Source organism: Azospirillum sp. TSO35-2 (assembly GCF_003116095.1).
Taxonomy (GTDB): domain Bacteria; phylum Pseudomonadota; class Alphaproteobacteria; order Azospirillales; family Azospirillaceae; genus Azospirillum.
Map to the genome: position 1 here is coordinate 132,059 of NZ_LGRA01000013.1, position 20,849 is coordinate 152,907.

19 protein-coding genes are annotated in these 20,849 nt (G+C 69.7%); 12 read left to right on the forward strand and 7 right to left on the reverse strand.

Annotation, left to right across the window (positions count from 1 at the left end):
- Positions 1–834 carry an SDR family oxidoreductase gene (locus tag TSO352_RS08010; protein WP_109106826.1) on the reverse strand — a complete coding sequence of 278 codons (834 nt, stop codon included), beginning with the start codon at positions 832–834 and terminating at the stop codon, positions 1–3.
- A 134-nt stretch (positions 835–968) separates the two neighbouring features.
- Between TSO352_RS08010 and TSO352_RS08015 the strand changes: the two genes are divergently transcribed.
- Positions 969–1,913 (forward strand): LysR family transcriptional regulator, encoded by a 945-nt coding sequence (locus TSO352_RS08015; RefSeq protein WP_109106827.1) that lies wholly within the window; start codon positions 969–971, stop codon positions 1,911–1,913.
- On the opposite strand, the gene TSO352_RS08020 is transcribed toward TSO352_RS08015, so the two are convergent.
- On the reverse strand, positions 1,834–2,850 hold the full coding sequence (locus tag TSO352_RS08020) for a LysR family transcriptional regulator (RefSeq protein WP_109106828.1): 1,017 nt from the start codon (positions 2,848–2,850) through the stop codon (positions 1,834–1,836). The two genes, TSO352_RS08015 and TSO352_RS08020, sit on opposite strands and share 80 nt — an antisense overlap.
- 309 nt (positions 2,851–3,159) lie before the next feature.
- Between TSO352_RS08020 and TSO352_RS08025 the strand changes: the two genes are divergently transcribed.
- The 10 genes from TSO352_RS08025 to TSO352_RS08070 all read left to right on the forward strand — a co-directional run bounded on the left by TSO352_RS08025 (position 3,160) and on the right by TSO352_RS08070 (position 15,181).
- Entirely contained in the window at positions 3,160–4,512 is a 1,353-nt protein-coding gene (locus TSO352_RS08025) for an ArgE/DapE family deacylase (RefSeq protein WP_109106829.1), read from the forward strand.
- A 26-nt stretch (positions 4,513–4,538) separates the two neighbouring features.
- Positions 4,539–5,330: a class II aldolase/adducin family protein gene (locus TSO352_RS08030; RefSeq protein ID WP_109106830.1), complete on the forward strand. Its 792-nt coding sequence runs from the start codon at positions 4,539–4,541 to the stop codon at positions 5,328–5,330.
- 202 nt (positions 5,331–5,532) lie between these two features.
- Entirely contained in the window at positions 5,533–7,188 is a 1,656-nt protein-coding gene (locus TSO352_RS08035; protein ID WP_109106831.1) for an ABC transporter substrate-binding protein, read from the forward strand.
- A gap of 161 nt (positions 7,189–7,349) precedes the next feature.
- Positions 7,350–8,330: an ABC transporter permease gene (locus tag TSO352_RS08040; RefSeq protein ID WP_109106832.1), complete on the forward strand. Its 981-nt coding sequence runs from the start codon at positions 7,350–7,352 to the stop codon at positions 8,328–8,330.
- Between the two features lie 12 nt (positions 8,331–8,342).
- Positions 8,343–9,185, forward strand: a complete 843-nt coding sequence (locus TSO352_RS08045) for an ABC transporter permease (protein ID WP_109106833.1) — start codon at positions 8,343–8,345, stop codon at positions 9,183–9,185.
- A 49-nt stretch (positions 9,186–9,234) separates the two neighbouring features.
- On the forward strand, positions 9,235–10,896 hold the full coding sequence (locus TSO352_RS08050) for an ABC transporter ATP-binding protein (RefSeq protein WP_199231536.1): 1,662 nt from the start codon (positions 9,235–9,237) through the stop codon (positions 10,894–10,896).
- Positions 10,897–11,889 carry a 2-dehydropantoate 2-reductase gene (locus TSO352_RS08055; RefSeq protein WP_109106835.1) on the forward strand — a complete coding sequence of 331 codons (993 nt, stop codon included), beginning with the start codon at positions 10,897–10,899 and terminating at the stop codon, positions 11,887–11,889.
- 46 nt (positions 11,890–11,935) lie between these two features.
- The gene (locus TSO352_RS08060; RefSeq protein ID WP_109106836.1) at positions 11,936–13,177 is read left to right on the forward strand and encodes a Zn-dependent hydrolase; all 1,242 of its coding nucleotides are present in this window, start codon (positions 11,936–11,938) and stop codon (positions 13,175–13,177) included.
- A 34-nt stretch (positions 13,178–13,211) separates the two neighbouring features.
- Entirely contained in the window at positions 13,212–14,276 is a 1,065-nt protein-coding gene (locus TSO352_RS08065) for a histone deacetylase family protein (protein ID WP_109106837.1), read from the forward strand.
- Complete coding sequence (locus TSO352_RS08070; protein WP_109106838.1) at positions 14,273–15,181, forward strand: DMT family transporter; 909 nt, start codon at positions 14,273–14,275, stop codon at positions 15,179–15,181. The genes TSO352_RS08065 and TSO352_RS08070 overlap by 4 nt, the downstream gene beginning before the upstream one ends.
- A gap of 13 nt (positions 15,182–15,194) precedes the next feature.
- Here TSO352_RS08070 and TSO352_RS08075 read toward each other — a convergent pair whose 3' ends face one another.
- Positions 15,195–16,220, reverse strand: coding sequence for a hypothetical protein (locus TSO352_RS08075; protein WP_109106839.1), 1,026 nt, complete (start codon positions 16,218–16,220; stop codon positions 15,195–15,197).
- Between the two features lie 211 nt (positions 16,221–16,431).
- Between TSO352_RS08075 and TSO352_RS08080 the strand changes: the two genes are divergently transcribed.
- The gene (locus tag TSO352_RS08080) at positions 16,432–17,760 is read left to right on the forward strand and encodes a GH1 family beta-glucosidase (protein WP_109106840.1); all 1,329 of its coding nucleotides are present in this window, start codon (positions 16,432–16,434) and stop codon (positions 17,758–17,760) included.
- On the opposite strand, the gene TSO352_RS08085 is transcribed toward TSO352_RS08080, so the two are convergent.
- From TSO352_RS08085 to TSO352_RS08095, 4 genes are all read right to left on the reverse strand, one after another.
- Entirely contained in the window at positions 17,757–18,353 is a 597-nt protein-coding gene (locus TSO352_RS08085) for a HutD family protein (RefSeq protein WP_109106841.1), read from the reverse strand. The genes TSO352_RS08080 and TSO352_RS08085 overlap by 4 nt on opposite strands.
- Before the next feature lie 61 nt (positions 18,354–18,414).
- Positions 18,415–19,113, reverse strand: a complete 699-nt coding sequence (locus TSO352_RS08090) for a hypothetical protein (protein ID WP_109106842.1) — start codon at positions 19,111–19,113, stop codon at positions 18,415–18,417.
- Positions 19,114–19,367: 254 nt separating this feature from the next.
- A complete protein-coding gene (locus TSO352_RS33180; protein WP_158284550.1) occupies positions 19,368–19,538 on the reverse strand; it encodes a hypothetical protein in 171 nt (56 codons plus the stop codon).
- 300 nt (positions 19,539–19,838) lie between these two features.
- The gene (locus TSO352_RS08095; RefSeq protein ID WP_109106843.1) at positions 19,839–20,849 is read right to left on the reverse strand and encodes a YihY/virulence factor BrkB family protein; all 1,011 of its coding nucleotides are present in this window, start codon (positions 20,847–20,849) and stop codon (positions 19,839–19,841) included.

The window sequence follows — 20,849 nt, forward strand, 5'->3', positions numbered from 1 at the left end:
TCAAGGGCGGAACCAGGAGCGCATGAAAGCGACATACTCCGCCTCCGGCAGGGTGCGCCGCGCCTTGATGAAGCCGCGGGCGTCGTCGCCGACCAGATAGCGCAGTTGGTCGGTGCCGTCGGTCACCGCCTCGAACACCACGCGGGCGACATCGTCGGAATCCATCGTCGTCGCCGACACCATGCGGCCGAAGGCGTCGCGGGTGCGGGCGACGAAGCCGTCGTAATCGGCCAGTTCGGCGTCTGCCCGGTGCTCCTCCGCGCTCCGTTCGCCGAAGCGGGTGGCGGAAACGCCGCCATGCGGTTCGACCAGCTTCACCGCGATCCCCTGCGAGGCCAACTCGTAGGACAGCGCCTCCGAAAAACCCTCCAGCGCGAATTTGCTGGCGCAATAGAGCGACAGCATCGGCAAGGTGAACAGTCCGGCCCCCGACCCGACATTGACGATGACCCCCGCCCGGTTGGCGCGGAACTGCGGCAACAGCGCCCGGGTGACGTCCATCACGCCGAAGACATTGACATCGAATTGTTCCAGCATGGTCTCGCGCGGTGCCGCCTCGAACAGGCCGAAATGGCCAAAGCCGGCGTTGTTGACCAGCGCGTCGATCCGCCCGAACCGCCCCAGCCCGACACTGACGGCCTCGGCGATGCTGGCGCGGTCCTGCACGTCGAGCCGCGTGACCAGGATGTCACCGCCGGACTCTTCCACAGGCGTCGGCAGAGGTTCCGGCCGCCGCATGGTGGCGACGACGTTCCAGCCCTGCCGCGCAAACCGCAAAGCGGTGGCCCGGCCGATGCCCGACGAGCAACCGGTGATGAGTACGGTCTTGCGCATGGTGTTGGTGTTCCTTCGGTCGTGAGAACGGGCGCTTGACCCGCGACCCGGAACGTAGTGCCTTGGGATTGGCCCGATAAGCGGGATGATCCTGGATGTGATGATGCGGAAAATCGAACAATGACCGGTGGCCGATGAACCGGAGCGGACTGGTCGAACTGCACGCCGTCGCAGCGGTGGCTGAGCATCGCAGCTTCCGCCGCGCCGCGTTGGACCTCGGTCTGTCGACCTCGGCGTTGAGCCACGCCATCGCGGCGCTGGAACGGCGGCTGGGCACACGGCTGTTCCACCGCACCACGCGCAGCGTGGCGCTGACCGACGCCGGCGAGCAATTCCTGGCCCGCATCCGCCCGGCCCTGCGCGCGATCGACGAGGCGATGACCGCAGCGAACGATCGGCGCGACCGGCCCGCCGGAACGCTGCGCCTCAACAGCTCGGAGGAGGCCGCGCGGCAAATCCTGCGTCCGGTGGTGCTGGAGTTCCTGCGCCGCCATCCCGACATGCGGATCGATCTGGTCACCGAAGGGCGACTGGTCGACATCGTCGCGGAGGGTTTCGACGCCGGCATCCGGCTGACCGACACCGTGCCCCAGGACATGATCGCCGTCCCCTTCGGTCCGCCGCAACGTTTCGCCGTGGTCGGGTCACCGGGCTATCTCGCCCGACACCCGCTTCCCACCACGCCCGCCGACCTGCACACCCACATCTGCATCCGCCGCCGCATGCCGAGCGGCCGCCTCTACACATGGGAGTTCGCAAGGCAGGGCGAGGAACTGCGCATCGACGTGCCGGGCGTGCTGACGCTCGACAGCTCCCGCCTGATGCTGGAGGCTGTGCTGGACGGCGCGGGCCTCGCCATGCTCGCCGAACCGATGGTGGCTCAGGACTTGGCGGCCGGCCGACTGATCCGGATGCTGGAGGATTGGACGCCGCCCTTCGCGACCCTCGGCCTCTATTATCCCGGGCACCGCCATGTGCCGGCGGGACTGCGGGCCTTCATCACGCTTCTGCGCGAACGCTCCCCAACGATCGGGGCGCCGATTGCGGCGCCCCCGCCAGTTCCCGCGCCGGGGCGGTAGCGACCGCGGCCTGCAGATACTCCAGGAAGGCGCGTTCGGCCCGGTTCATCTTCGCCTGCTCGTTCCAGATCAGGTGGATGTTGACCGGGGCGACGCCCTCGTAGGGCGGCAACTCCCACAACAGCCCGTCCTCCACGTCGCGGGCGGCGATGTGCTCCGGCAGCGGGCCGATGCCGAGGCCGCAGACGATCATCCGCCGCACCTCCTCCAGGTTGGCCGAGGAGGCGACGACCCGGCCGGCAAAGCCCTCCCGCGCGCGGAACAGGGTCAGCGGCGACAGGGCGCCGTCGATCTGGTCGGAGGTGAAGGACACGAAATTCTCGTGCCGCAACTCGGCGATGTCGATGTCGCTCTGGCCGAACAGGCGGAAGTCGGGCCCGCAATAGAGCCGGTAGGTCTGGCGCAGGAAGATGACGCTCGACAGGCCGGGAATCGGTTCGCGCAGCAGGCAGATCGCCATGGCGCCGACCCGCTGCTGCAACGCGATGTGCGCGTCGGCCGAGGCCATCACGTCGATGCGGAAGGTCACCTGCGGGTAGAGCCGATGGAACTCGCGCAGCGAGCGGTCGAACAGCGCGGTCTGGATGCGGCTGGTCATCAGGATGTGGACATGACCGCTGACGCCGTCCTTGGCGTCGCGCACCAGGGCGCCCAGGCGCGACACCGTGCCATGGATCGACACCGCCTCGTCATAGACCTGCTCGCCCGCCGCGGTGACGACGAAGCGGCCGGGGCTGCGGTCGACCAGCGGCCGGCCCAGCTGCTCCTCCAGCCGCTTCAGCGCGAGGCTGACCGCCGGCTGCGTCAAAAACAGGCGGACGGCGGCGCGGGTGATGCTGCCTTCCTGCACGATCACCATGAAGGTGCGCAGCAGGTTCCAGTCCAGTTGCTGGCCCAGACGGGCCAAAGCCTGCCGTTCCGCCTCGGTTTCGTTCACCGCCCGCCCTCTCGCTGCGCTGCCTTTTTCCGGGGCAACCGCCCGGCCGCTCAAATTCTACGCACATGAACGCGCTGTGAGCAACTGCGGCATAAATCAAACTCATGGGCGCAATGAAAAATGCTTATTTGCGTCGTGGCCTTCCGACACCGCCTAATCAATTCATGGCGGCTTCCAAACAACGCCGCACCCGATCGAACACAACCAGCCGATAGGACGGTCATATCCATTGCGGATGGCCGCGACTCATCCGCTCCATCTTTTGCGCAAGACCGCGCGGGCGTTCCGCAGCGGCGAAGAGGATCAGGAATGACACGAGAAACAGCCGCGTCACACAACCCTGACCGTCTTGCCCCCAACCATCTCGAGCAGGCGTTGCCAGACCCCGGCCTGCGCGCCGCCATCCTCGACGCCGCCGACGCCGAGCAGGGCGACTGCGTGGCGCTGCTCTCCGACTTGGTCCGCCAGCCCTCCCTGCTGGGGGGAGAGGCCGGGGCGCAGGCGCTGATGGCCGGCCGCTTCGCCGATCTCGGCTTGGCCGTCGACCGCTTCGAGGTGGACGAGGCGGCGATCTCGACGCTGCCCGGCTTCTCGCCGCCCGTGCTCCCCGGCGCCTACGCCGGCCGCGAGAACGTCGTCGGCGTCCACACGCCGCGCGAGGCCAAGGGCCGCTCGCTGATCCTGAACGGCCACATCGACGTGGTGCCTGCCGGCCCGGCCGAGCTGTGGACCACCCCGCCCTTCGAACCGCGGATCGCCGACGGCCGGCTCTATGGCCGCGGCGCCGGCGACATGAAGGCCGGCATCGCCGCCTATACCGCCGCCTTCGCCGCCCTGCGCCGCCTGGGCTACCGGCCGGCCGCCCCCGTCTTTCTCCAGTCGGTGATCGAAGAGGAATGCACCGGCAACGGCGCGCTGGCCTGCCTGCACCGCGGTTACCGCGCCGACGCCGCCGTGATCCCGGAGCCGTTCAACCACTCCATCTCCATCGCCCAGGTCGGGGTGATGTGGGTGACGCTGGTGGTCACCGGCACGCCGGCCCATGTGCTCGACACCGCCGCCGGCACCAACGCCATCGAGGCGGCCTACGCGCTGGCCGCCCACCTGAAGGCGCTGGAGGTGCGCTGGAACGAGCCGTCCTGCCGCCACCCGGCCTTCTGCGGCCACGCCCACCCGGTCAACATCAACCTCGGCCGGATCGAGGGCGGCGAATGGCCGTCGTCGGTGCCGACGCGCTGCACGCTCGACCTGCGGCTCGGCTTCTTCCCCGGCCAGGAGCCGCAGGCGATCCGCGCCGAGGTGACGGCGGCGGTCGAGCAGGCCCGCCGCGCCGACCCGGCGCTGGCCGGCGTCGGGGTGGACCTGCGCTGGAACGGCTTTCAGGCCGCCGGCTGCGACATCGACCCGAACCACCCGCTGGTGACGATGCTGGCCGACAGCCACCGCGCGGTGCGCGGCGACGAGCCGGAGCGGGTGGCGCTGACCTGCACCACCGACGCCCGCTTCTTCGCGCTGTACGGCGATACCCCCGCCACCTGCTACGGGCCGGAAGCGACGCGCATCCACGGCATCGACGAGTCGGTGTCGCTGGACAGCCTGCGCGACGTGACCCGCGTGCTGGCGCTGTTCATCGCCGGCTGGTGCGGCCTGGAACCCCTGTGATGCCCCCCTCGACGAGATCCCATGCCATGACCGCCGCCACGCTGACCGCCACCGCCGCCCACGCCCCGCGCTCCACCCTCGCCTGCTCCGACGTGGAGTGGAAGGCGCGCACCGACCTTGCCGCCGCCTACCGGCTGTTCGACCGGCTCGGCATGACCGACCTGATCTACACCCACATGTCGGCGCGCATCCCCGACACGCCCGACCATTTCCTGATCAACCCCTATGGCCTGATGTTCCACGAGGTGACGCCCGACAACCTCGTCAAGGTCGACATCGACGGCAATCTGGTCGATGGCCGCGACGGCGAGGCGATCAACCCGGCCGGCTTCACCATCCACAGCGCGGTGCACCACGCCCGGCCCGACGTCGGCGCCGTCATCCACCTGCACACCGACGCCGGCATGGCGGTCAGCGCCCAGGCCGATGGGCTGCTGCCGATCACCCAGCATTCGCTGCGCTGGTACAACCGCATCGCCTACCACGCCTATGAAGGCATCGCGCTGGATCTGGCGGAACGGGAGCGGTTGGTCGCCGATCTCGGCCGGCATCACAGCATGATCCTGCGCAACCACGGCCTGCTGACGGTCGGCCAGGACGTCGCCGAGGCGGCGGTGCTGATGTATTACCTGGAGCAGGCCTGCAAGCAGCAGATCATGGCGCTGGCCGGCGGCCGTCCGCTGATCACCCCGCCGCACGACGTGTGCGAACACACCGCCCGCCAATACGAACACGCCTACCCCCGCGCCGGCGTCCTGGAGTGGGACGCGCTGCTGCGCTGGCTGGACAGCACGTCCGGGCCGGTGGGGCCGCGGTGAGGACAGCGCGGCTGCCCCCTCCCCAACCCTCCCCCGCCTTTGGCGGGAGAGGGAGTAAGTGGCAGCGCGGCGGCAGTCCCCTCTCCCTCGAAGAGGGGGAGGGTTAGGGAGGGGGCATCGTCCGCCGAACCCTCCCCAAAACAACAACCGACGACGACAGGGTCGCCAACACCACCGACACTTCTGGAGACGAGGACACCCGATGACCAGACGCCTTACCGGTTTCCCCGCCAGCTTCCAACGCGGCTTCCGCCGCAGCGTCCACCGCGCCGTCGCAGCCGGCCTGCTGGCCGCCGCGCTCGCCATTCCCGGCACGGCTGCCCTGGTGGCCGCCCCGGCCATGGCCCAGGAGACGCCCGTCCGCGGCGGTGTCCTCAACTCCATCGTCCAGCCCGAACCGCCGACCCTGATGCTGGGCCTGAACCAGCAGGGTCCGACCCAGACGGTCGCCGGCAAGATCTACCAGGGCCTGCTGACCTACGACCAGAAGCTCAATCCGATGCCGTCGCTGGCCGAAAGCTGGACGGTGTCGCCCGACGGGCTGACCTACACGTTCAAGCTGTTCCCGAACGTCAAATGGCATGACGGCCAACCCTTCACCGCCAAGGACGTCGTCTTCTCCACCTCCAAGTTCCTGATGGAGGTCCATCCGCGCGCCCGCGCCGTGTTCAGCCGCTGCGAGTCCATCACCGCGCTGGACGACCACACCGTCGAGTTCAAGCTGAAGGAGCCGTTCCCCGCCTTTATCCAGGCGTTCGAGGTGTCGTCGGCCCCGATCGTCCCGGCCCACATCTACGAGGGCACCGACTACCGCGCCAACCCGGCCAACAACACCCCGATCGGCACCGGCCCGTTCAAGCTGAAGGAGTGGGTCAAGGGCAGCCACATCCAGCTCGTCCGCAATGAGGAGTATTACAAGAAGGACCTGCCCTATCTGGACGGCATCACCTTCCGCGTGATCCCCGACGCCGCCAGCCGGTCGCTGGCGCTGGAAAGCGGGCAGGTGCAGCAGACCCAGTACAGCGACCTGGAGCCGTTCGAGGTTCCGCGCATGAAGGCGCTGCCCAACCTGACCCTGACCACCGCCGGCTACGAGTTCGTGGCGCCGCTGTCCTGGCTCGAGATCAACCACCGGGTCAAGCCGCTGGGTGACAAGCGCTTCCGCAAGGCGATCGCCTACGCCATCGACCGCAAGTTCATCCGCGACAAGATCTGGTTCGGCCTCGGCCGCGTGCCGACCGGCCCGATCAACTCGGTGGTCAAGTTCTACGATCCCAAGGTCACGACCTACGAACCGAATCTCGACAAGGCCAAGGCCCTGCTCGACGAGATGGGGCTGAAGCCCGACGGCAAGGGTGTGCGCGCCACCGTCAAGCTGATGCCGATGCCCTATGGCGAGACCTGGACCCGGCTGGGCGAGTATCTGAAGCAGGCGCTGGGCAAGGTCGGCATCGCCGTCGTGCTGGAGAGCACCGATGCCGCCGGCTGGGCGCAGCGCGTCTCCAACTGGGACTATGAGATCACCACCAACTTCCTCTACCAGTACGGCGACCCGGCGCTGGGCGTCGCCCGCACCTACATCTCATCCAACATCCGCAAGGGCGTGCTGTTCACCAACACCATGGGCTATTCGAACCCCAAGGTGGACGAGCTGTTCGCCCACGCCGCGCAGGAAATCGACCCGGCCAAGCGCCAGGCCGACTACAGCGAGGTCCAGCGCATCCTGTCCGACGACCTGCCCGTCGTCTGGCTGCTGGAGATGGAATTCCCGACCTTCCTCGACAAACGCGTCCGCAACGCCAACACCACCGCCATCGGCGTGAACGACACGTATGAGAGCGTCTGGCTGGCGAAGTAACGAGACGCGCCGCTGCACTTGCCCCCACCCTAACCCTCCCCCGCTGGGCGGGGGAGGGAACTCCGCCCTCCCGAACAAGCACTTGCTCCCTCCCCTGCGAAGCGGGGGAGGGTCGGGGTGGGGGCATCGGGTGCCGGGGCTCCGCACACAGGAACACGCCCATGCTGGGATTCGCCCATCTCTTCGCGAGCCGCCTGGTCAAGGCCGTCGCGATCCTGATCGCCATCGTGGTGATGAACTTCTTCCTCGTCCACGCCGCCCCCGGCGACCCGGCCATGGTGATGGCGGGCGAGGCCGGCGCCGCCGACGAGAGGTTCGTCGCCCAGCTGCGCGAGCAGTTCGGCCTCGACCGGCCGCTCTACGAACAGCTCGGCACCTACGTCGGCAAGATCGCGCAGGGCGACCTCGGCTTCTCCTACCGGCAGCAGCGGCCGGTGTGGGACATCCTGGCGGAACGGCTGCCGGCGACGCTGGTGCTGACGCTGACCGCCTTCGTGCTGGCGCTGGCGCTGGGCGTCGCGCTGGGCACGCTGGCGGCGGTGACCGTCGGCACCTGGGCGGACAGCGCCATCACCGTGGTGGCGCTGCTGGCCTACGCCACGCCGATCTACTGGATCGGTCTGATGCTGAGCCTGCTGTTCTCCATCCAGCTCGGCTGGCTGCCCGCCTTCGGCTACGAGACGATCGGCGCCGGCTACACCGGGCTGGCCCACGCCGCCGATGTGGCGGCCCACCTGATCCTGCCGGTGATCACGCTGGCGCTGTTCTACATGGCGAGCTACGCCCGGCTCACCCGCGCCTCGATGCTGGAGGTGCGCGGGCTGGACTTCATCAAGACCGCGAAGGCCAAGGGCCTGTCGCAGAGCCGCATCGTCACCCGCCACGTCCTGCGCAACGCCATCCTGCCGGTCATCACCGTGGCGGGCATCCAGGCCGGGCAGCTCGTCGGCGGCTCCATCCTGATCGAGACGGTGTTCGCCTGGCCCGGCATCGGCCGGCTGGCCTTCGAGGCGGTGTTGCAGCGCGACTATCAGGTGCTGCTCGGCATCTTCCTGGTCACGTCGATCATGGTGATCCTCTTCAACATCCTGACCGACATCCTCTACGGCCTCGTCGATCCCCGGATCCAGGTTTCCCAGTAAGCAGGTGTCCCGATGATGAAATCCGATTTCTGGCGGGCCTTTGCCCGCAACAAGGGCGCCGTGCTGGGCCTCGTGATCCTCACCGCCATCGTCGTGCTGGCCGCCTTCGCCTCCGTGCTGTTCCCCGGCGATCCGTGGGACATGGCAACGGCGCCGTTCCAGCCGCCGCTGTCCGAGGGGGCGCCGCTGGGCTCCGACATGCTGGGTCGCGACATCGCGTCGGGCATCGCCCATGGCGCGCGGGTGTCGCTGCTGATCGGGCTGACCTCCACCGCGGCGGCGCTCGCCATCGGCGTCACGCTGGGGGCGCTGGCCGGCTTCCACGGCGGACGGATCGACGACGCCATCATGCGCTTCACCGAGCTGTTCCAGACCATTCCCAACTTCGTGCTGGCGGTGGTGCTGGTGGCGATCTTCACCCCCAGCCTGACCACCATCGTCGCCGCCATCGCCGTCGTCAGTTGGCCGCCGCTCGCCCGCCTCGCCCGCGCCGAGTTCCTCAGCCTGCGCACCCGCGAGTTCGTGCAGGCCGCCATCACCACCGGGCAGAGCAACAGCAGCATCATCCTGCGCCAGATCCTGCCCAACAGCCTGTCGCCGATCATCGTGTCGGCCTCGCTGATGGTGGCGACTGCCATCCTGCTGGAAAGCTCGCTGAGCTTCCTCGGCCTCGGCGATCCCAACGCGATGAGCTGGGGCTACATGATCGGCGCCGCCCGCACGGTGATCCGGCAGGCGTGGTGGATGAGCGTCTTCCCCGGCCTCGCCATCGTGCTGACGGTGCTGGCGCTCAACCTGGTCGGCGAGGGGCTGAACGACGCCCTGAACCCGAAGCTCGCCCGGTCGCGGGGCTGATGCGATGAGCCAGCTCGACCTGCTCCGAACCCCCGTGGAGACCGCCGCCATGACCACGCCTCTCCTGGACGTGCCCCTCTTGGATGTTCGGGGCCTCAGCATCGCGCTGCCGCCGGGCGCCGACCGCCCGCTGGCGGTGGACAATCTGACCTTCACCCTGAACCCGAACGAGATCCTGTGCGTGGTCGGCGAGTCCGGCTCCGGCAAGTCGATGACCGCGCACGCCATGATGGGGCTGCTGCCGGCTCCCCATGTCCGCGTCGCCGGCGGCAGCCTGCTGTTCAAGGGCCGCGACGTGCTGACCATGCCGGAGGCGGAGCAGCGCAGTTTGCGCGGCGGCCGCATCGCCATGGTGTTCCAGGAGCCGATGACCGCGCTGAACCCGCTGATGCGGGTCGGCCGCCAGATCGGCGAGAGCCTGCGCGAGCACACCACCCTGCCCCCCGCCGCGCGGCGTGCCCGCGTGGTGGAGCTGCTGGCCCAGGTCGGCCTGCCCAACCCGGCGGAGCTGGCCGACGCCTACCCCTTCCGCCTGTCGGGCGGCCAACGCCAGCGCGTGATGATCGCCATGGCGCTGGCCTGCCAGCCCGACATCCTGATCGCCGACGAGCCGACCACCGCGCTGGACGTCACGACGCAAAAGCAGATCCTCGACCTGATCCGCGCGATCCAGGCCGAGCGCCACATGGGCATGATGTTCATCACCCACGACTTCGGCGTGGTGGCGGAGATCGCCCACCGCGTCGCGGTGATGCGGCACGGCAAGCTGGTGGAATATGGCGCGGCGTCCGACGTGCTGAACCGGCCGCAGCACCCCTACACCCGCCAGCTGATCGCGTCGGTGCCCCACTACATCGAACACCGCGACGACCACACCAAATCCGGCGCGCCGCTGCTGGTGGCGGAGCGGGTGCGCAAGGTCTTCCAGGTCGGCGGCGGGCTGTTCCGGAAATCCAAGCCGGTGGTGGCCGGCGACGACCTGTCGCTGACCATCCACCCCGGCGAGACGGTCGGGCTGGTCGGCGAGTCCGGGTCGGGCAAATCGACGCTGGGCCGCAGCATCGTCGGGCTGATCAAGCCGGATTCGGGCCGCATCCTGTTCGAGGGCACCGACCTGCTGGCGCTCGATCGCAAGGGCTTCCGGCCCTACCGCCGATTGGTGCAGATGGTGTTCCAGGACCCCTACGCCTCGCTGAACCCGCGCCACCGCGTCGGCGACATCGTGGCGCAAGGGCCGGTGGCGTTCGGCGAGGACCGCGGCCGGGCACTGGCCCGCGCGCGGGAGCTGCTGGCGATGGTCGGGCTCGATGGCTCGGCCGCCGACCGCTACCCGCACGAATTCTCCGGCGGCCAGCGCCAGCGCATCGGCATCGCCCGCGCGCTCGCCATGGAACCGAAGCTGCTGGTGGCGGACGAACCCGTCTCGGCCCTCGACGTGTCGGTGCAGGGGCAGGTGCTGGAGCTGCTGGACGACATCCGCAAGCGCCTGAACCTCGCCATGCTGTTCATCACCCACGATCTGCGGGTGGCGGCCCAGGTCTGCGACACCATCGCGGTGATGCGCCGCGGCAAGATCGTCGAGCTTGGCACCGCGCGGGAGGTCTTCACCCACCCCAGGGACGCCTACACCCGCAGCCTGCTCGACGCCATTCCCGGCAAGGCGTGGCACATCCCCGACGACCTGCAGACCGCCAAGGCGGAGGCCCACTGAATGAAGGTCGCCATCATCGGCGCCGGTGCGGTGGGCGGCCTGCTGGCGGCCCGGCTCGGCGCCACCGAGGCCACCACCGGCGGCGAGGTGACGCTGGTTGCCCGGCCGAACGCCGCGACCGCGATCCGCCGCAGCGGCCTGACCATGGTGACGCCGCTGAACCGCGTCGCCCGGCTCAGCCCGCGCGTCACCGACGACAGCCTGTCGCTCGGGCCGCAGGACGCGGTGTTCCTCTGCGTCAAGGCACACGCCCTGCGCGGCACCATCGACACGCTGGCCCCGCTGCTGGGGCCGGACACCGTCCTGGTGCCGATGGTCAACGGCATCCCCTGGTGGTATCCGCACCACCAGCCGGAGCCGCTGGCCGACCGGCCGCTCGCCAGCGTCGACCCCGACGGGCTGCTGTGGCGCTCCATCGACCCCGACCGGGTGGTGGGGGCGACCAGCTTCGTCGCGGTGGAGGGCGATGGCCCCTGCCGCATCCGCCATGTCAGCGACCAGCGCTTCGTCTTCGGCGACGCCGCCGGGCGAGAAAACCCGGCGGTCGACCGCATCGTCGCCCTGTTCGGTCAGGCCGGGTTCCAGCCGGCGAAGACCGCCGACATCCGGCAGGCGATCTGGGTCAAGCTGTGGGGCAACCTCGCCTTCAACCCGTTGAGCGTGCTGACCGGCGCAACGCTCGGCCGGCTGTGCAACGACCCCGGCACGCGCGAGACCGGCCGCGCCATGATGCAGGAGGCCAAGACGGTCGCCGAACGGCTGGGGGTGGTCTTCACCACCAGCGTCGACGAGCGCATCGCCATGGCAGCCGGCGTCGGCGACTTCAAGACCTCGATGCTCCAGGACTACGAAGCCGGCCGCCGGTTGGAACTGGAGGCGATCCTGGGATCGGTGATCGAGCTGGCCGAGCGCGTCGGCGTCGAGGTGCCGATGCTGCGCGCGGTGCAGGCGCTGGTCGACCTGAAAGCGCGGGAGCGGCGGGAGGCGGCCTGAGGCCCGCCCGCCATCCCTTTTCCAGAACATTCCCCCGGAGTCCCCCATGCCCCTGCCCTCCAACCTGCCGATCGACGCCGGCCGCCTGTGGGATAGCCTCGCCGCCATGGCGCGCATCGGCGCGACCGCCAAGGGCGGCAGTTGCCGCCTCGCCCTGTCGGACGAGGACAAGGCAGGCCGCGACCTGTTCGTCTCCTGGTGCCGCGACGCCGGCTGCACCGTCACCGTCGACCGCGTCGGCAACATCTTCGCCCGCCGCCCCGGCCGCGATCCCGCCCTGCCGCCGGTGGTGATGGGCAGCCACCTCGACACCCAGCCGACCGGCGGGCGCTTCGACGGCGTCTTCGGCGTGCTGGCGGCGCTGGAGGTGGTGCGCTCGCTGAACGACCGCGGTGTCGAGACCCGCCACCCGGTGGAGGTCGCGGTGTGGACCAACGAGGAGGGCTCGCGCTTCTCACCGCCGATGATGGGGTCGGGCGTCGTCACCGGCGTGTTCACGCTGGAGGAGATCCTCGACAAGGTGGCGCAGGACGGCGCCCGGCTGGGCGACGAGCTGGTCCGCACCGGCTACGCCGGCGACGCCACCACCGACCACTCGATGCACGCCTATCTGGAGGCCCACATCGAGCAGGGCCCGGTGCTGGAGGTCGAGGGCAAGGAGATCGGCGTCGTCACCGGCGCCCAGGGCCAGCGCTGGTACGAGGTGACGGTGACGGGGACCGAGGCGCACGCCGGCCCGACGCCGATGCGCCTGCGCCGCGACGCGCTGGTCGCCGCGTCAGCCATGGTGCAGGCGGTGCAGCGGGTCGGGCTGGAGACGCCGGGCGACCCGTGCGCCACCGTCGGTATCCTCGACGTCCATCCGCATTCGCGCAACGTCATCCCCGGCCGGGTGTTCTTCACCGTCGACCTGCGCCACCCCGACGCCGGCACGCTGGCGGATATGGATCGCCGCTTCCGCGACGCCGTCGCCGCGATCGCCGGACAGGCGGGGGTGACCGCCGAGGTCGCCGATTTCTGGCACTTCCCGCCGACGCCCTTCGCGACGGAACTGGTCGACCGCGTGCGCGCGGCGGCGGCCGGCTTCGGCTTCAGCCACCGCGACATCGTGTCGGGCGCCGGCCACGACGCGGTGTATGTGGCGGGCAAGGTGCCGACCGCGATGATCTTCATCCCCTGCGAGGGCGGCATCAGCCACAACGAGATCGAGAACATCACGCCGGCCGACGGCGCCCGCGGCGCCGCCGTGCTGTTCGACGCGCTGGTCGCCACCGCCGGACGGCCTTGACCGCCTGAGTTCCCTCCCGCTCCGGAGTCCCCCCATGAAGTTCGTCCACCACCCCGACGCCGCCCTGCACCGCCCCGCCACCTACTTCAACAAGGGCCTGCTGCGCGCCCTGCCGGAGAAGCCCGAGCGGGTCGGGGCGCTGGCCTCGCTGATCGAAAAGCGCGGGCACGCCCTGATCCGTCCCGACGATTACGGCTCCGCCCCGCGCGCCGCGGTGCACACGCCGGCCTATCTCGCCTTCCTGGAGACCGCGCACGCCCGCTGGGTCGCCGAGGGCGACATGGGCGAGGTGGTGCTGCCCAACGTCCACCGCATGCAGGCCGCACCCTCCTACCCGACCAGCGTCGTCGGACAGGCTGGCTGGCACATGTTCGACACCGCCTGCCCGATCGACGGCAACACCTGGACCGCCACCTGCGCCGCCGCCAACGCCGCTGTGCACGCCGCGCGGCTGGTCGCCACCGGGGCCGACCGCGCCGCTTATGCGCTGTGCCGGCCGCCGGGGCACCACGCCACCCGCGACATGGCCGGCGGCTTCTGCTACCTGAACCACGTCGCCATCGCCGCCGAATCGGTGCTGCCGACGCTGCGCGCCCAGGGCCGCCCGGCCCGCGTCGCCATCATCGACGTCGACGTCCACCACGGCAACGGCACGCAGGACATCTTCTACGACCGCGACGACGTCTTCTTCGTCTCGGTCCACGGCGACCCGGCCGAGTTCTACCCGCACATGGCCGGCTACGCCCAGGAGCGCGGCACCGGCCGCGGCGAGGGCTACACCCTGAACCTGCCGCTGCCGATCGGCAGCGACGAAGCAACCGTGCTCGCCACCATCGGCACCGGTCTGGCCGACATCGCCCGCTTTGCGCCGGAGATCCTGTTCGTCTCACTGGGCTTCGACACCTTCATCGGCGACCCGCTGGCCGCCTTCGGCGTCACCACCCCCGGCTTCGCCCGGATGGGCGCGATGATCGCCGCCACCGGGCTGCCGACCGTGCTGGTGCAGGAGGGCGGCTACGCCATCGACGCGCTGTCGGCCAACCTGTCCAGCTTCCTTGATGGGTTCGAAGGCGGCTTCGAGAGCACGGCCGGCGCATGACCGCCGTCACCGCCGCCGGCGCCGGCCGCGATCCGGTCAAGTACATCCTGATCGCCACCATCAGCCTGTGCTGGGGCCTGAACTGGCCGGCGGTGAAGACGATCCTGACCCAGGTGCCGATCTTCAGCCTGCGCGCCATCGGCTTCACCGCCGGGGCGCTGCTGATGCTGGGGGCGGCGCGGCTGGCCGGGCACCGGCTGCGGGTCGACCGGGCGGAATGGCCGGCGCTGGCCACGGCGGCGCTGTGCAACGTGCTGGTCTTCAATGTGTGCAGCGCGCTGGGCCAGACCCTGATGGCGACGTCGCAGGCGGCGATCGTCGCCTTCACCATGCCGGTGTGGGCGACGCTGCTCGCCATTCCCCTGCTGGGCGAGCGGCCGGGGCGGCGCCAGATCGTCGGGCTGGCCTGCGGGCTGGCCGGGCTGGCGGTGCTGATGGGGCCGGAGGCGCTGTCGGCGCCGCCGGCGGCGCTGGCCGGCCCGGCGGTGATGCTGGTCGCCGCCGTCGCCTGGGCGCTCGGCACCATCGTGATGAAGCGGCAGGTCTGGCGCACCCACCCGATGGTGATCACCGGCTGGCAATATGCGCTGTGCGCCCTGCCGATGCTGCTGCTCGCCGCGACCGAGAGCCGGCCGGCGCTGGCCGAGCTGCACGGCGCGGTGTGGGTAGGCTTCGCCTGGCACATCGTCTGCTCGATCTGCGTCGCGCAGGCGCTGTGGTACGTCACCGTCCGCCGCCTGACGGTGGGCGAGGCGGCGGTCAGCACCCTGCTGATCCCGGTGGTCGGGGTCGGCAGCGCCGTGCTGCTGCTGGGCGACCCGCTGACCCTGCGGCTGGCGGCGGCGCTGGCGCTGATCCTCGCCGCCGTCGCCTGCGTGCTGGGGGCCCGACCCAACCGGGCCTGACCCCCGTCGCCGCTCACACCGCGGTGACGCGGCGGCAGCGCCGCTTCATCAGCGCCACCGCGTCGGCCACCCGGTCGGCGCCGAGGCTGAAGTCGCGCTCGTCCAGCAGCAGGCCGTCGGAGTTGTAGGCGCGGACCTGCAGGCCGTCGTCGGTCTCCTCCACCGTCAGGTCGAGCACGCCGTCGGCCGTCTCGTTGCTGGCGATGTCGAGGAAGTCGTTCACCTCGTCGAAGCTGCCGGGACCCTCCTCCGGCCAGTTGCCGTCGGCGGTGAAGTCCAGCAGGTCGTTCAGCCCGCCGATCGGCTCGCAACGCCGCACCCGCGGATCGGCGGCGGCCACCGCCTCGGAGAAGGCGGCGAGCGATTGGCGGACGCGCTCCTCCTCGATCGGGTCGAGTTCCGGTTCCGGCTGGTCGCCGAAGCCGAGGTTCAGCGGGTCGGGCAGCGCGTCCGCCGCCTCGCCGGTGTCCTCCTCCTCGACCAGGCCGACGACGGCGACCAGACGGACGCCGGTGTCGTCGGGTGCGGCCACCAGATCCTGCTGGCGCACGAAGGCCTCCGCCTCGGCCGGCGCGGCGAGCAGGCGGTGCAGCAGGGTGCGGCGGTCGGCGGCCTCCAGGTAGGACAGCGGCTCCGGGTCGAGCCACAGCGGCAGCAGCCGCATGTCGGCGGCCTTTTCCAGCAGGCCGGCCGAATCCAGCGACTGTTCGATCACCTCGATCGCCGGCGGCGCGTCCAGCCGGCCGTCGACCTCCAGCACCAGCCAGAACAGCGTCACGATGGTCGGATCGTCATGCTCGTCGGTGCGCTGGAGCGTCTCGGCGAAGGATTCGACCTCATCCATGAAGTCGTAGCCCTCCTCCTCGCGCAGCTTGCCGAGCGCCGCCTCGATCACGCCCTGGCGGTTGCCGTCCAGCACCTCGTCCAGCAGCGCGCCGAAGCGCTCGTCGTTGTTGCGCCACAGCCGGACCAGCCGGTCGGCCGGAGTCCCGGTGAACTGCGCGCCACCCTTACCGTTGACCCCGTCCTTGCTCGCCATGATGCACTCGCCCTTCTGATCGCCGGCAGGATCGCCAGCAGGATCGTCCGCTTCCGGTCGGCGTGACCATAGGAGCGGCGCGCGGTCCTGTCGACCGCGATATGGTGACGGACGCTCCACCGATGGCGGACACGACAGCGGCGATTGGCCCCCTTTCCCCCCGCGTGGAAAGAGGTAGGATCCCCCCCATCCTCCATCCGGGTGCACCGCCATGGCCGAGTTTCCCGCCTTTCCAAAAGATTTCCTGTGGGGTGCCTCCACCTCCGCCTACCAGATCGAGGGCGGGGCGGAGGCCGACGGTCGGGCGCCCGGTATCTGGGACAGCTTCTGCCGGCTGAAGGGCCGGGTCGACAACGGCGACAGCGGCGACGTCGCCTGCGACCATTACCACCGGATGCCGGAGGACGTGGCGCTGATGGCGTCGCTCGGCCTGCAGGCCTACCGCTTCTCCGTCTCCTGGCCACGGGTGCTGCCGCGCGGACGCGGCGGCGTGAACGAGGCGGGGCTGGATTTCTACGACCGGCTGATCGACCGGCTGCTGGAGAGCGGCATCGAACCGTGGCTGTGCCTCTATCATTGGGACCTGCCGCAGGCGCTGCACGACCTGGGCGGCTGGTCGAGCCGGGATTGCGCCGGCTGGTACGCCGATTACGCCGCGCTCTGCGCCAAGCGCTACGGCGACCGGGTCAAGCGCTGGATCACCTTCAACGAATTCTCGGTCTTCACCCTGTTCGGCTACGCCATTCCCTGGGCGGCGCCGGGCATCGTCGACCGGACGCAGCATCTGCGCGCCATCCACCACGTCAACCTCGCCCACGGCGCCGGGGTCGAGGTGCTGCGCGACCTGGTGCCCGGCGCCTCGATCGGCGCGATCCACAACCGGCAGGTCGTGATCCCCGAAACCGACACGGCGGAGAATCGCGCCGCCGCCGCCCTGCTGGACGAGCACTGGAACCTGGTGTTCTGCGATCCGCAGATCCTGGGCCATTACCCGCCGCAGACCGCCGCCGCGATCGAGCCGTTCGTGCAGGCCGGCGACATGGCCCGCATCGCCCGGCCGGTCGATTGGTTCGGGCTGAACCATTACGGCCCGATCTTCGCCAAGACCGACCCGACGCGGGTCTGGGGCTATGGCTGGGGCGACGCCCCGCCCGATTCGCCGACCCATGGCGTCGGCTGGGCGATCTTCCCCGACGCCTTCCGCGACGAGCTGCTGACCATCCACAACCGTTACCGCCTGCCCATCGTGGTAACGGAGAACGGCTGCGGCGGCAGCGACGTGGTCAGCCCCGACGGCGCCGTCCATGACCCCCACCGCATCAATTACCTGACCATCTACAACGCGGCGATGCGCGACGCGATGCGCCAGGGCGCCGATGTCCGCGGCTATTTCGTCTGGTCGCTGCTGGACAATTTCGAATGGGGCAGCGGCTATGGCCAACGCTTCGGCGTCGTCCACGTCGATTTCCAGACCCTGGCCCGCACCTCGAAGGACTCGGCGCGCTGGTACGCCGACCTGATCCGGGCGGCGAAGGCTTAGCGCCGGCGCACCTCGGCGCAGACCGCCTCGGCGTCCGCCGCAACCTCGACCTGCGCCGCGAGGCCGCGCAGCAGAAGGCTGTGTCCAGCCGGCAGGGTGACCGATTCACCACCGTCGGGGGTCACGGCGACCGTTCCGGCCAGGGCGTGGATCAGCAACGCATCGCCCTGCGCGCGATGGCTGGAAACCGGATGACCGGCTCCGGCCAGCAGGGTCAGCGCCCCGGTGGCGCCAGCGCGGTCGAGCATCAGGTTGACGTCGCGAATCGGGCCGGCGGTCGGCTCGCACCACACCGCGGCCTCTCCCGGGAAGGCGAAGGCCGGCTCCAGCCGGCGGCGCTCCACCGGTGGGGCGCCGTCGACCGACAGGCGCATGCCGGCGCCTTCCACCACGGCGATCAAACGGTCGTATCCGGGAAAGGCGGAGAACGGGCCGGCGACGGTCACGTCGGCGATGCTGACGCGCCACAGGAAGCGGCCTTGCCCCGCGGCATCGTCCAGCGGCTCAACCGCGAGTTCGGTGGTGACGCCCTGCCCGTTCTTCCAGGGAACGCGGCGGTGGTCGGCGGGGGTCAGACGGGTGATGGACGGCACGACGGTTCTCCGCAGCGACTCGGGAGACGCGTCATAGCATCCGTCCGGATCGGACGAACAGTCAGACGAACAGGCTGAAGCTGCCCATCAGCTTTTGCGTGCCGGTCAGGCCGGTCTGGATCGAGTTCATGCTGCTGATGGAGCTGTTCAGCCCATCCAGCATCGCCTGCTGCCCGGTGGTCAGCGTCAGGCCGGTGTCGCCCTTGGACGGCTGTTTGGCGGTGGTGTCGTAATCCTGGCTGTAGTTGCCCATCACCAGCTGCATGGCGTAGTTCTTCGGATTCTTCTCCGGCTCGCCCTTCTGACGGCTGACGCGCAGCGTGTAATCGCCCTTGTCGAGGGACAGCCGGCCAGCCTGCAGCTTCTTGAAGCTGTCGTAATTGTCGCCGGCCTTGGGATCGCTGTCGGCCACCACGGTGCCGAGCTTGCTCATCACCTGGATCCGCAGACCGTCGTCGCCGACCTGGCCCAGCGTCGCTTCACCCTTGGAGGTGACCTTGAACTTGTAGAAATCGACCTTGTCGTTCGCCGCCAGAGTGCTGGCGACGTTCAGGCGCGTGGTGTTCTTGGCGAGGACGCCGATATCGGTGGCGCCGCCCGTGGTGTTCAGCGGCGATTTCTTGACCGTCTTCTCATAGGTCTTGACCTCGCCGATGGCTTGGTTGCTTTGCGACTTCTGAAGGGCAGCCACCGCGTTGTTGATCGACGCGTTGAGGCTGGACACCATAGAGCTGACGCTTGAGAGAGCATCATCCGCCATGATTGGTCATCCTTCTTCCATACCGACCATTCGCAGGGCTCCGGGCGGCAATCGCCCAGGACACCGGCACGGCCGGCTGTTCCGTCGCACAGGGTCCACCCCCAAAGAGGGAGCATACCCGTCCGAGAGTATACGACAACAGCCGGCGAGTCCTGTGCAGGATTCGTGATTTTTTTGATCGAATCGTCGGGGCCGGGACCGGGCGGCCACAGTCGGCCGCCGGGGTCGCGGGCGAGGACGGGCAAGACGCCCGCTCAGGACGGCTGTTTCACCTTTGCCTCCGGGCGGGAGTGGGCCGAAGCCGCCTGCGCCGGTGCGGTGGCGGACGACGGACCAGGGGAGTGGATCGGGCCGGCGGCGGCAGCGTCTTCGGCGTGGGGATGGGGCGGCTGGGTGGGGCCGGTGACGACGTCGAAATCGAACATGACAACCTCTCTTGCGGATGGTGAGGCCGCCCGGGTCGCCCGTGTTCGGATTTTCAGAATGTGCCGCCCGTAAGGGCTTGGTCTTGGGGTCACACACGAAAGCCGCCGCGGGTCGGTCCGGGCGGCTTCGGGAGTGAGCGACGAATGCGCGTTCCTAGGCCGCCTGGAGAAACCAGCGGCCAAAATATCGGGAGCGTCCGGTGGACGTGCCGACAGACGGAATGGAAAGCGTGTGTCGCATGTCATGACCATAGCGCGCCGCCACGGCCGTGCCAAGCCAATTCCGCGGTGCGGAACGCCTCAGCCCGTCTTGCGCTCGCCCAGCGTGTCGGCGACGTAGGCGTCGCGCCGGCCCATCGGGCGTTCCGGCCGCCCGTCGCGGTCGGTGGTGTCGCGGGCGGTCTGGTGCTCGATCTCGGCGTTCAGCTCGGCCCCCAGCAGCACGACGTAGGAGGTCAGGTTGAACCACAGCAGCAGGATGACCACGGCGCCGACCGACCCGTAGGTCTCGTTGTAGCTGCCGAAATGGGACACGTAGACCGAAAAGCCCGCCGATCCCAGCAGCCAGACCACGGTCGCCGTCGCCGATCCCCACGACACCCAGCGCCATTGCGGCTCGCGCCGGTCGGGGGCGTAGCGGTAGAGCACGGCGAGCGCCACCACGATCGCCACCGCCAGGATCGGCCAGCGGGCAAGGCTGGCGATCCAGCCGATCGGCGTGTCCTTGAGCCCGACGATGTTGATCGCGGCGGGCACCGCGACGATCATCACCATCGCGACGATGACGAACAGCAGCCCGGCCACCGTCAGCCCCATCGACAGCGCGGCCAGTTTGACGATGCCGCGCGTCTCCTTTTCGCCGTAGGCGATGTTGAGCGCCGACACCAGCGAGTTGGTCCCGCGCGACGCGCTCCACAGCGTCAGCAGCAGGCCGAACAGCAGGCCGAAGCCCAGCCCCTGCGACGGGGTCGTCGCCACCTTGCGCGCCTGGTCGCTGACGATCGACAGCGCCTCCGGCGGCAGCAGGGCGGAGAGCTGGCTGATCTGGTTCTCGATCATCACCGGGTCGGCGACCAGACCGTAGATCGAGACCAGCGCCGCCACCGCCGGGAAGATGGCGAGCAGGGCGTAATAGGCGACGCCCGCCGCCAACATCGACACGTTGTCCTTGCTCTGCTCGTCCCACACCCGCAGCAGGATGTCCTTCCAGCCGCTTTTCGGGATGTCGGACGGGGTGTCGGCCGAGCGCCCGCGCCCGTCGTTGGCGGGACGCTGGCGGGCGTAATGGTGGCGACGGCTCAATCCCAGCAT

What these genes read in the sequence shown, in the direction of transcription:
- TSO352_RS08010 (WP_109106826.1), bottom strand. Translation starts at nt 834, where the DNA reads ATGCGCAAGACCGTACTCATCACCGGTTGCTCGTCGGGCATCGGCCGG.
- TSO352_RS08015 (WP_109106827.1), top strand. Translation starts at nt 969, where the DNA reads ATGAACCGGAGCGGACTGGTCGAACTGCACGCCGTCGCAGCGGTGGCT.
- TSO352_RS08025 (WP_109106829.1), top strand. Translation starts at nt 3,160, where the DNA reads ATGACACGAGAAACAGCCGCGTCACACAACCCTGACCGTCTTGCCCCC.
- TSO352_RS08030 (WP_109106830.1), top strand. Translation starts at nt 4,539, where the DNA reads ATGACCGCCGCCACGCTGACCGCCACCGCCGCCCACGCCCCGCGCTCC.
- TSO352_RS08035 (WP_109106831.1), top strand. Translation starts at nt 5,533, where the DNA reads ATGACCAGACGCCTTACCGGTTTCCCCGCCAGCTTCCAACGCGGCTTC.
- TSO352_RS08040 (WP_109106832.1), top strand. Translation starts at nt 7,350, where the DNA reads ATGCTGGGATTCGCCCATCTCTTCGCGAGCCGCCTGGTCAAGGCCGTC.
- TSO352_RS08045 (WP_109106833.1), top strand. Translation starts at nt 8,343, where the DNA reads ATGATGAAATCCGATTTCTGGCGGGCCTTTGCCCGCAACAAGGGCGCC.
- TSO352_RS08050 (WP_199231536.1), top strand. Translation starts at nt 9,235, where the DNA reads ATGACCACGCCTCTCCTGGACGTGCCCCTCTTGGATGTTCGGGGCCTC.
- TSO352_RS08055 (WP_109106835.1), top strand. Translation starts at nt 10,897, where the DNA reads ATGAAGGTCGCCATCATCGGCGCCGGTGCGGTGGGCGGCCTGCTGGCG.
- TSO352_RS08060 (WP_109106836.1), top strand. Translation starts at nt 11,936, where the DNA reads ATGCCCCTGCCCTCCAACCTGCCGATCGACGCCGGCCGCCTGTGGGAT.
- TSO352_RS08065 (WP_109106837.1), top strand. Translation starts at nt 13,212, where the DNA reads ATGAAGTTCGTCCACCACCCCGACGCCGCCCTGCACCGCCCCGCCACC.
- TSO352_RS08070 (WP_109106838.1), top strand. Translation starts at nt 14,273, where the DNA reads ATGACCGCCGTCACCGCCGCCGGCGCCGGCCGCGATCCGGTCAAGTAC.
- TSO352_RS08075 (WP_109106839.1), bottom strand. Translation starts at nt 16,220, where the DNA reads ATGGCGAGCAAGGACGGGGTCAACGGTAAGGGTGGCGCGCAGTTCACC.
- TSO352_RS08080 (WP_109106840.1), top strand. Translation starts at nt 16,432, where the DNA reads ATGGCCGAGTTTCCCGCCTTTCCAAAAGATTTCCTGTGGGGTGCCTCC.
- TSO352_RS08090 (WP_109106842.1), bottom strand. Translation starts at nt 19,113, where the DNA reads ATGGCGGATGATGCTCTCTCAAGCGTCAGCTCTATGGTGTCCAGCCTC.
- TSO352_RS33180 (WP_158284550.1), bottom strand. Translation starts at nt 19,538, where the DNA reads ATGTTCGATTTCGACGTCGTCACCGGCCCCACCCAGCCGCCCCATCCC.
- TSO352_RS08095 (WP_109106843.1), bottom strand. Translation starts at nt 20,849, where the DNA reads ATGCTGGGATTGAGCCGTCGCCACCATTACGCCCGCCAGCGTCCCGCC.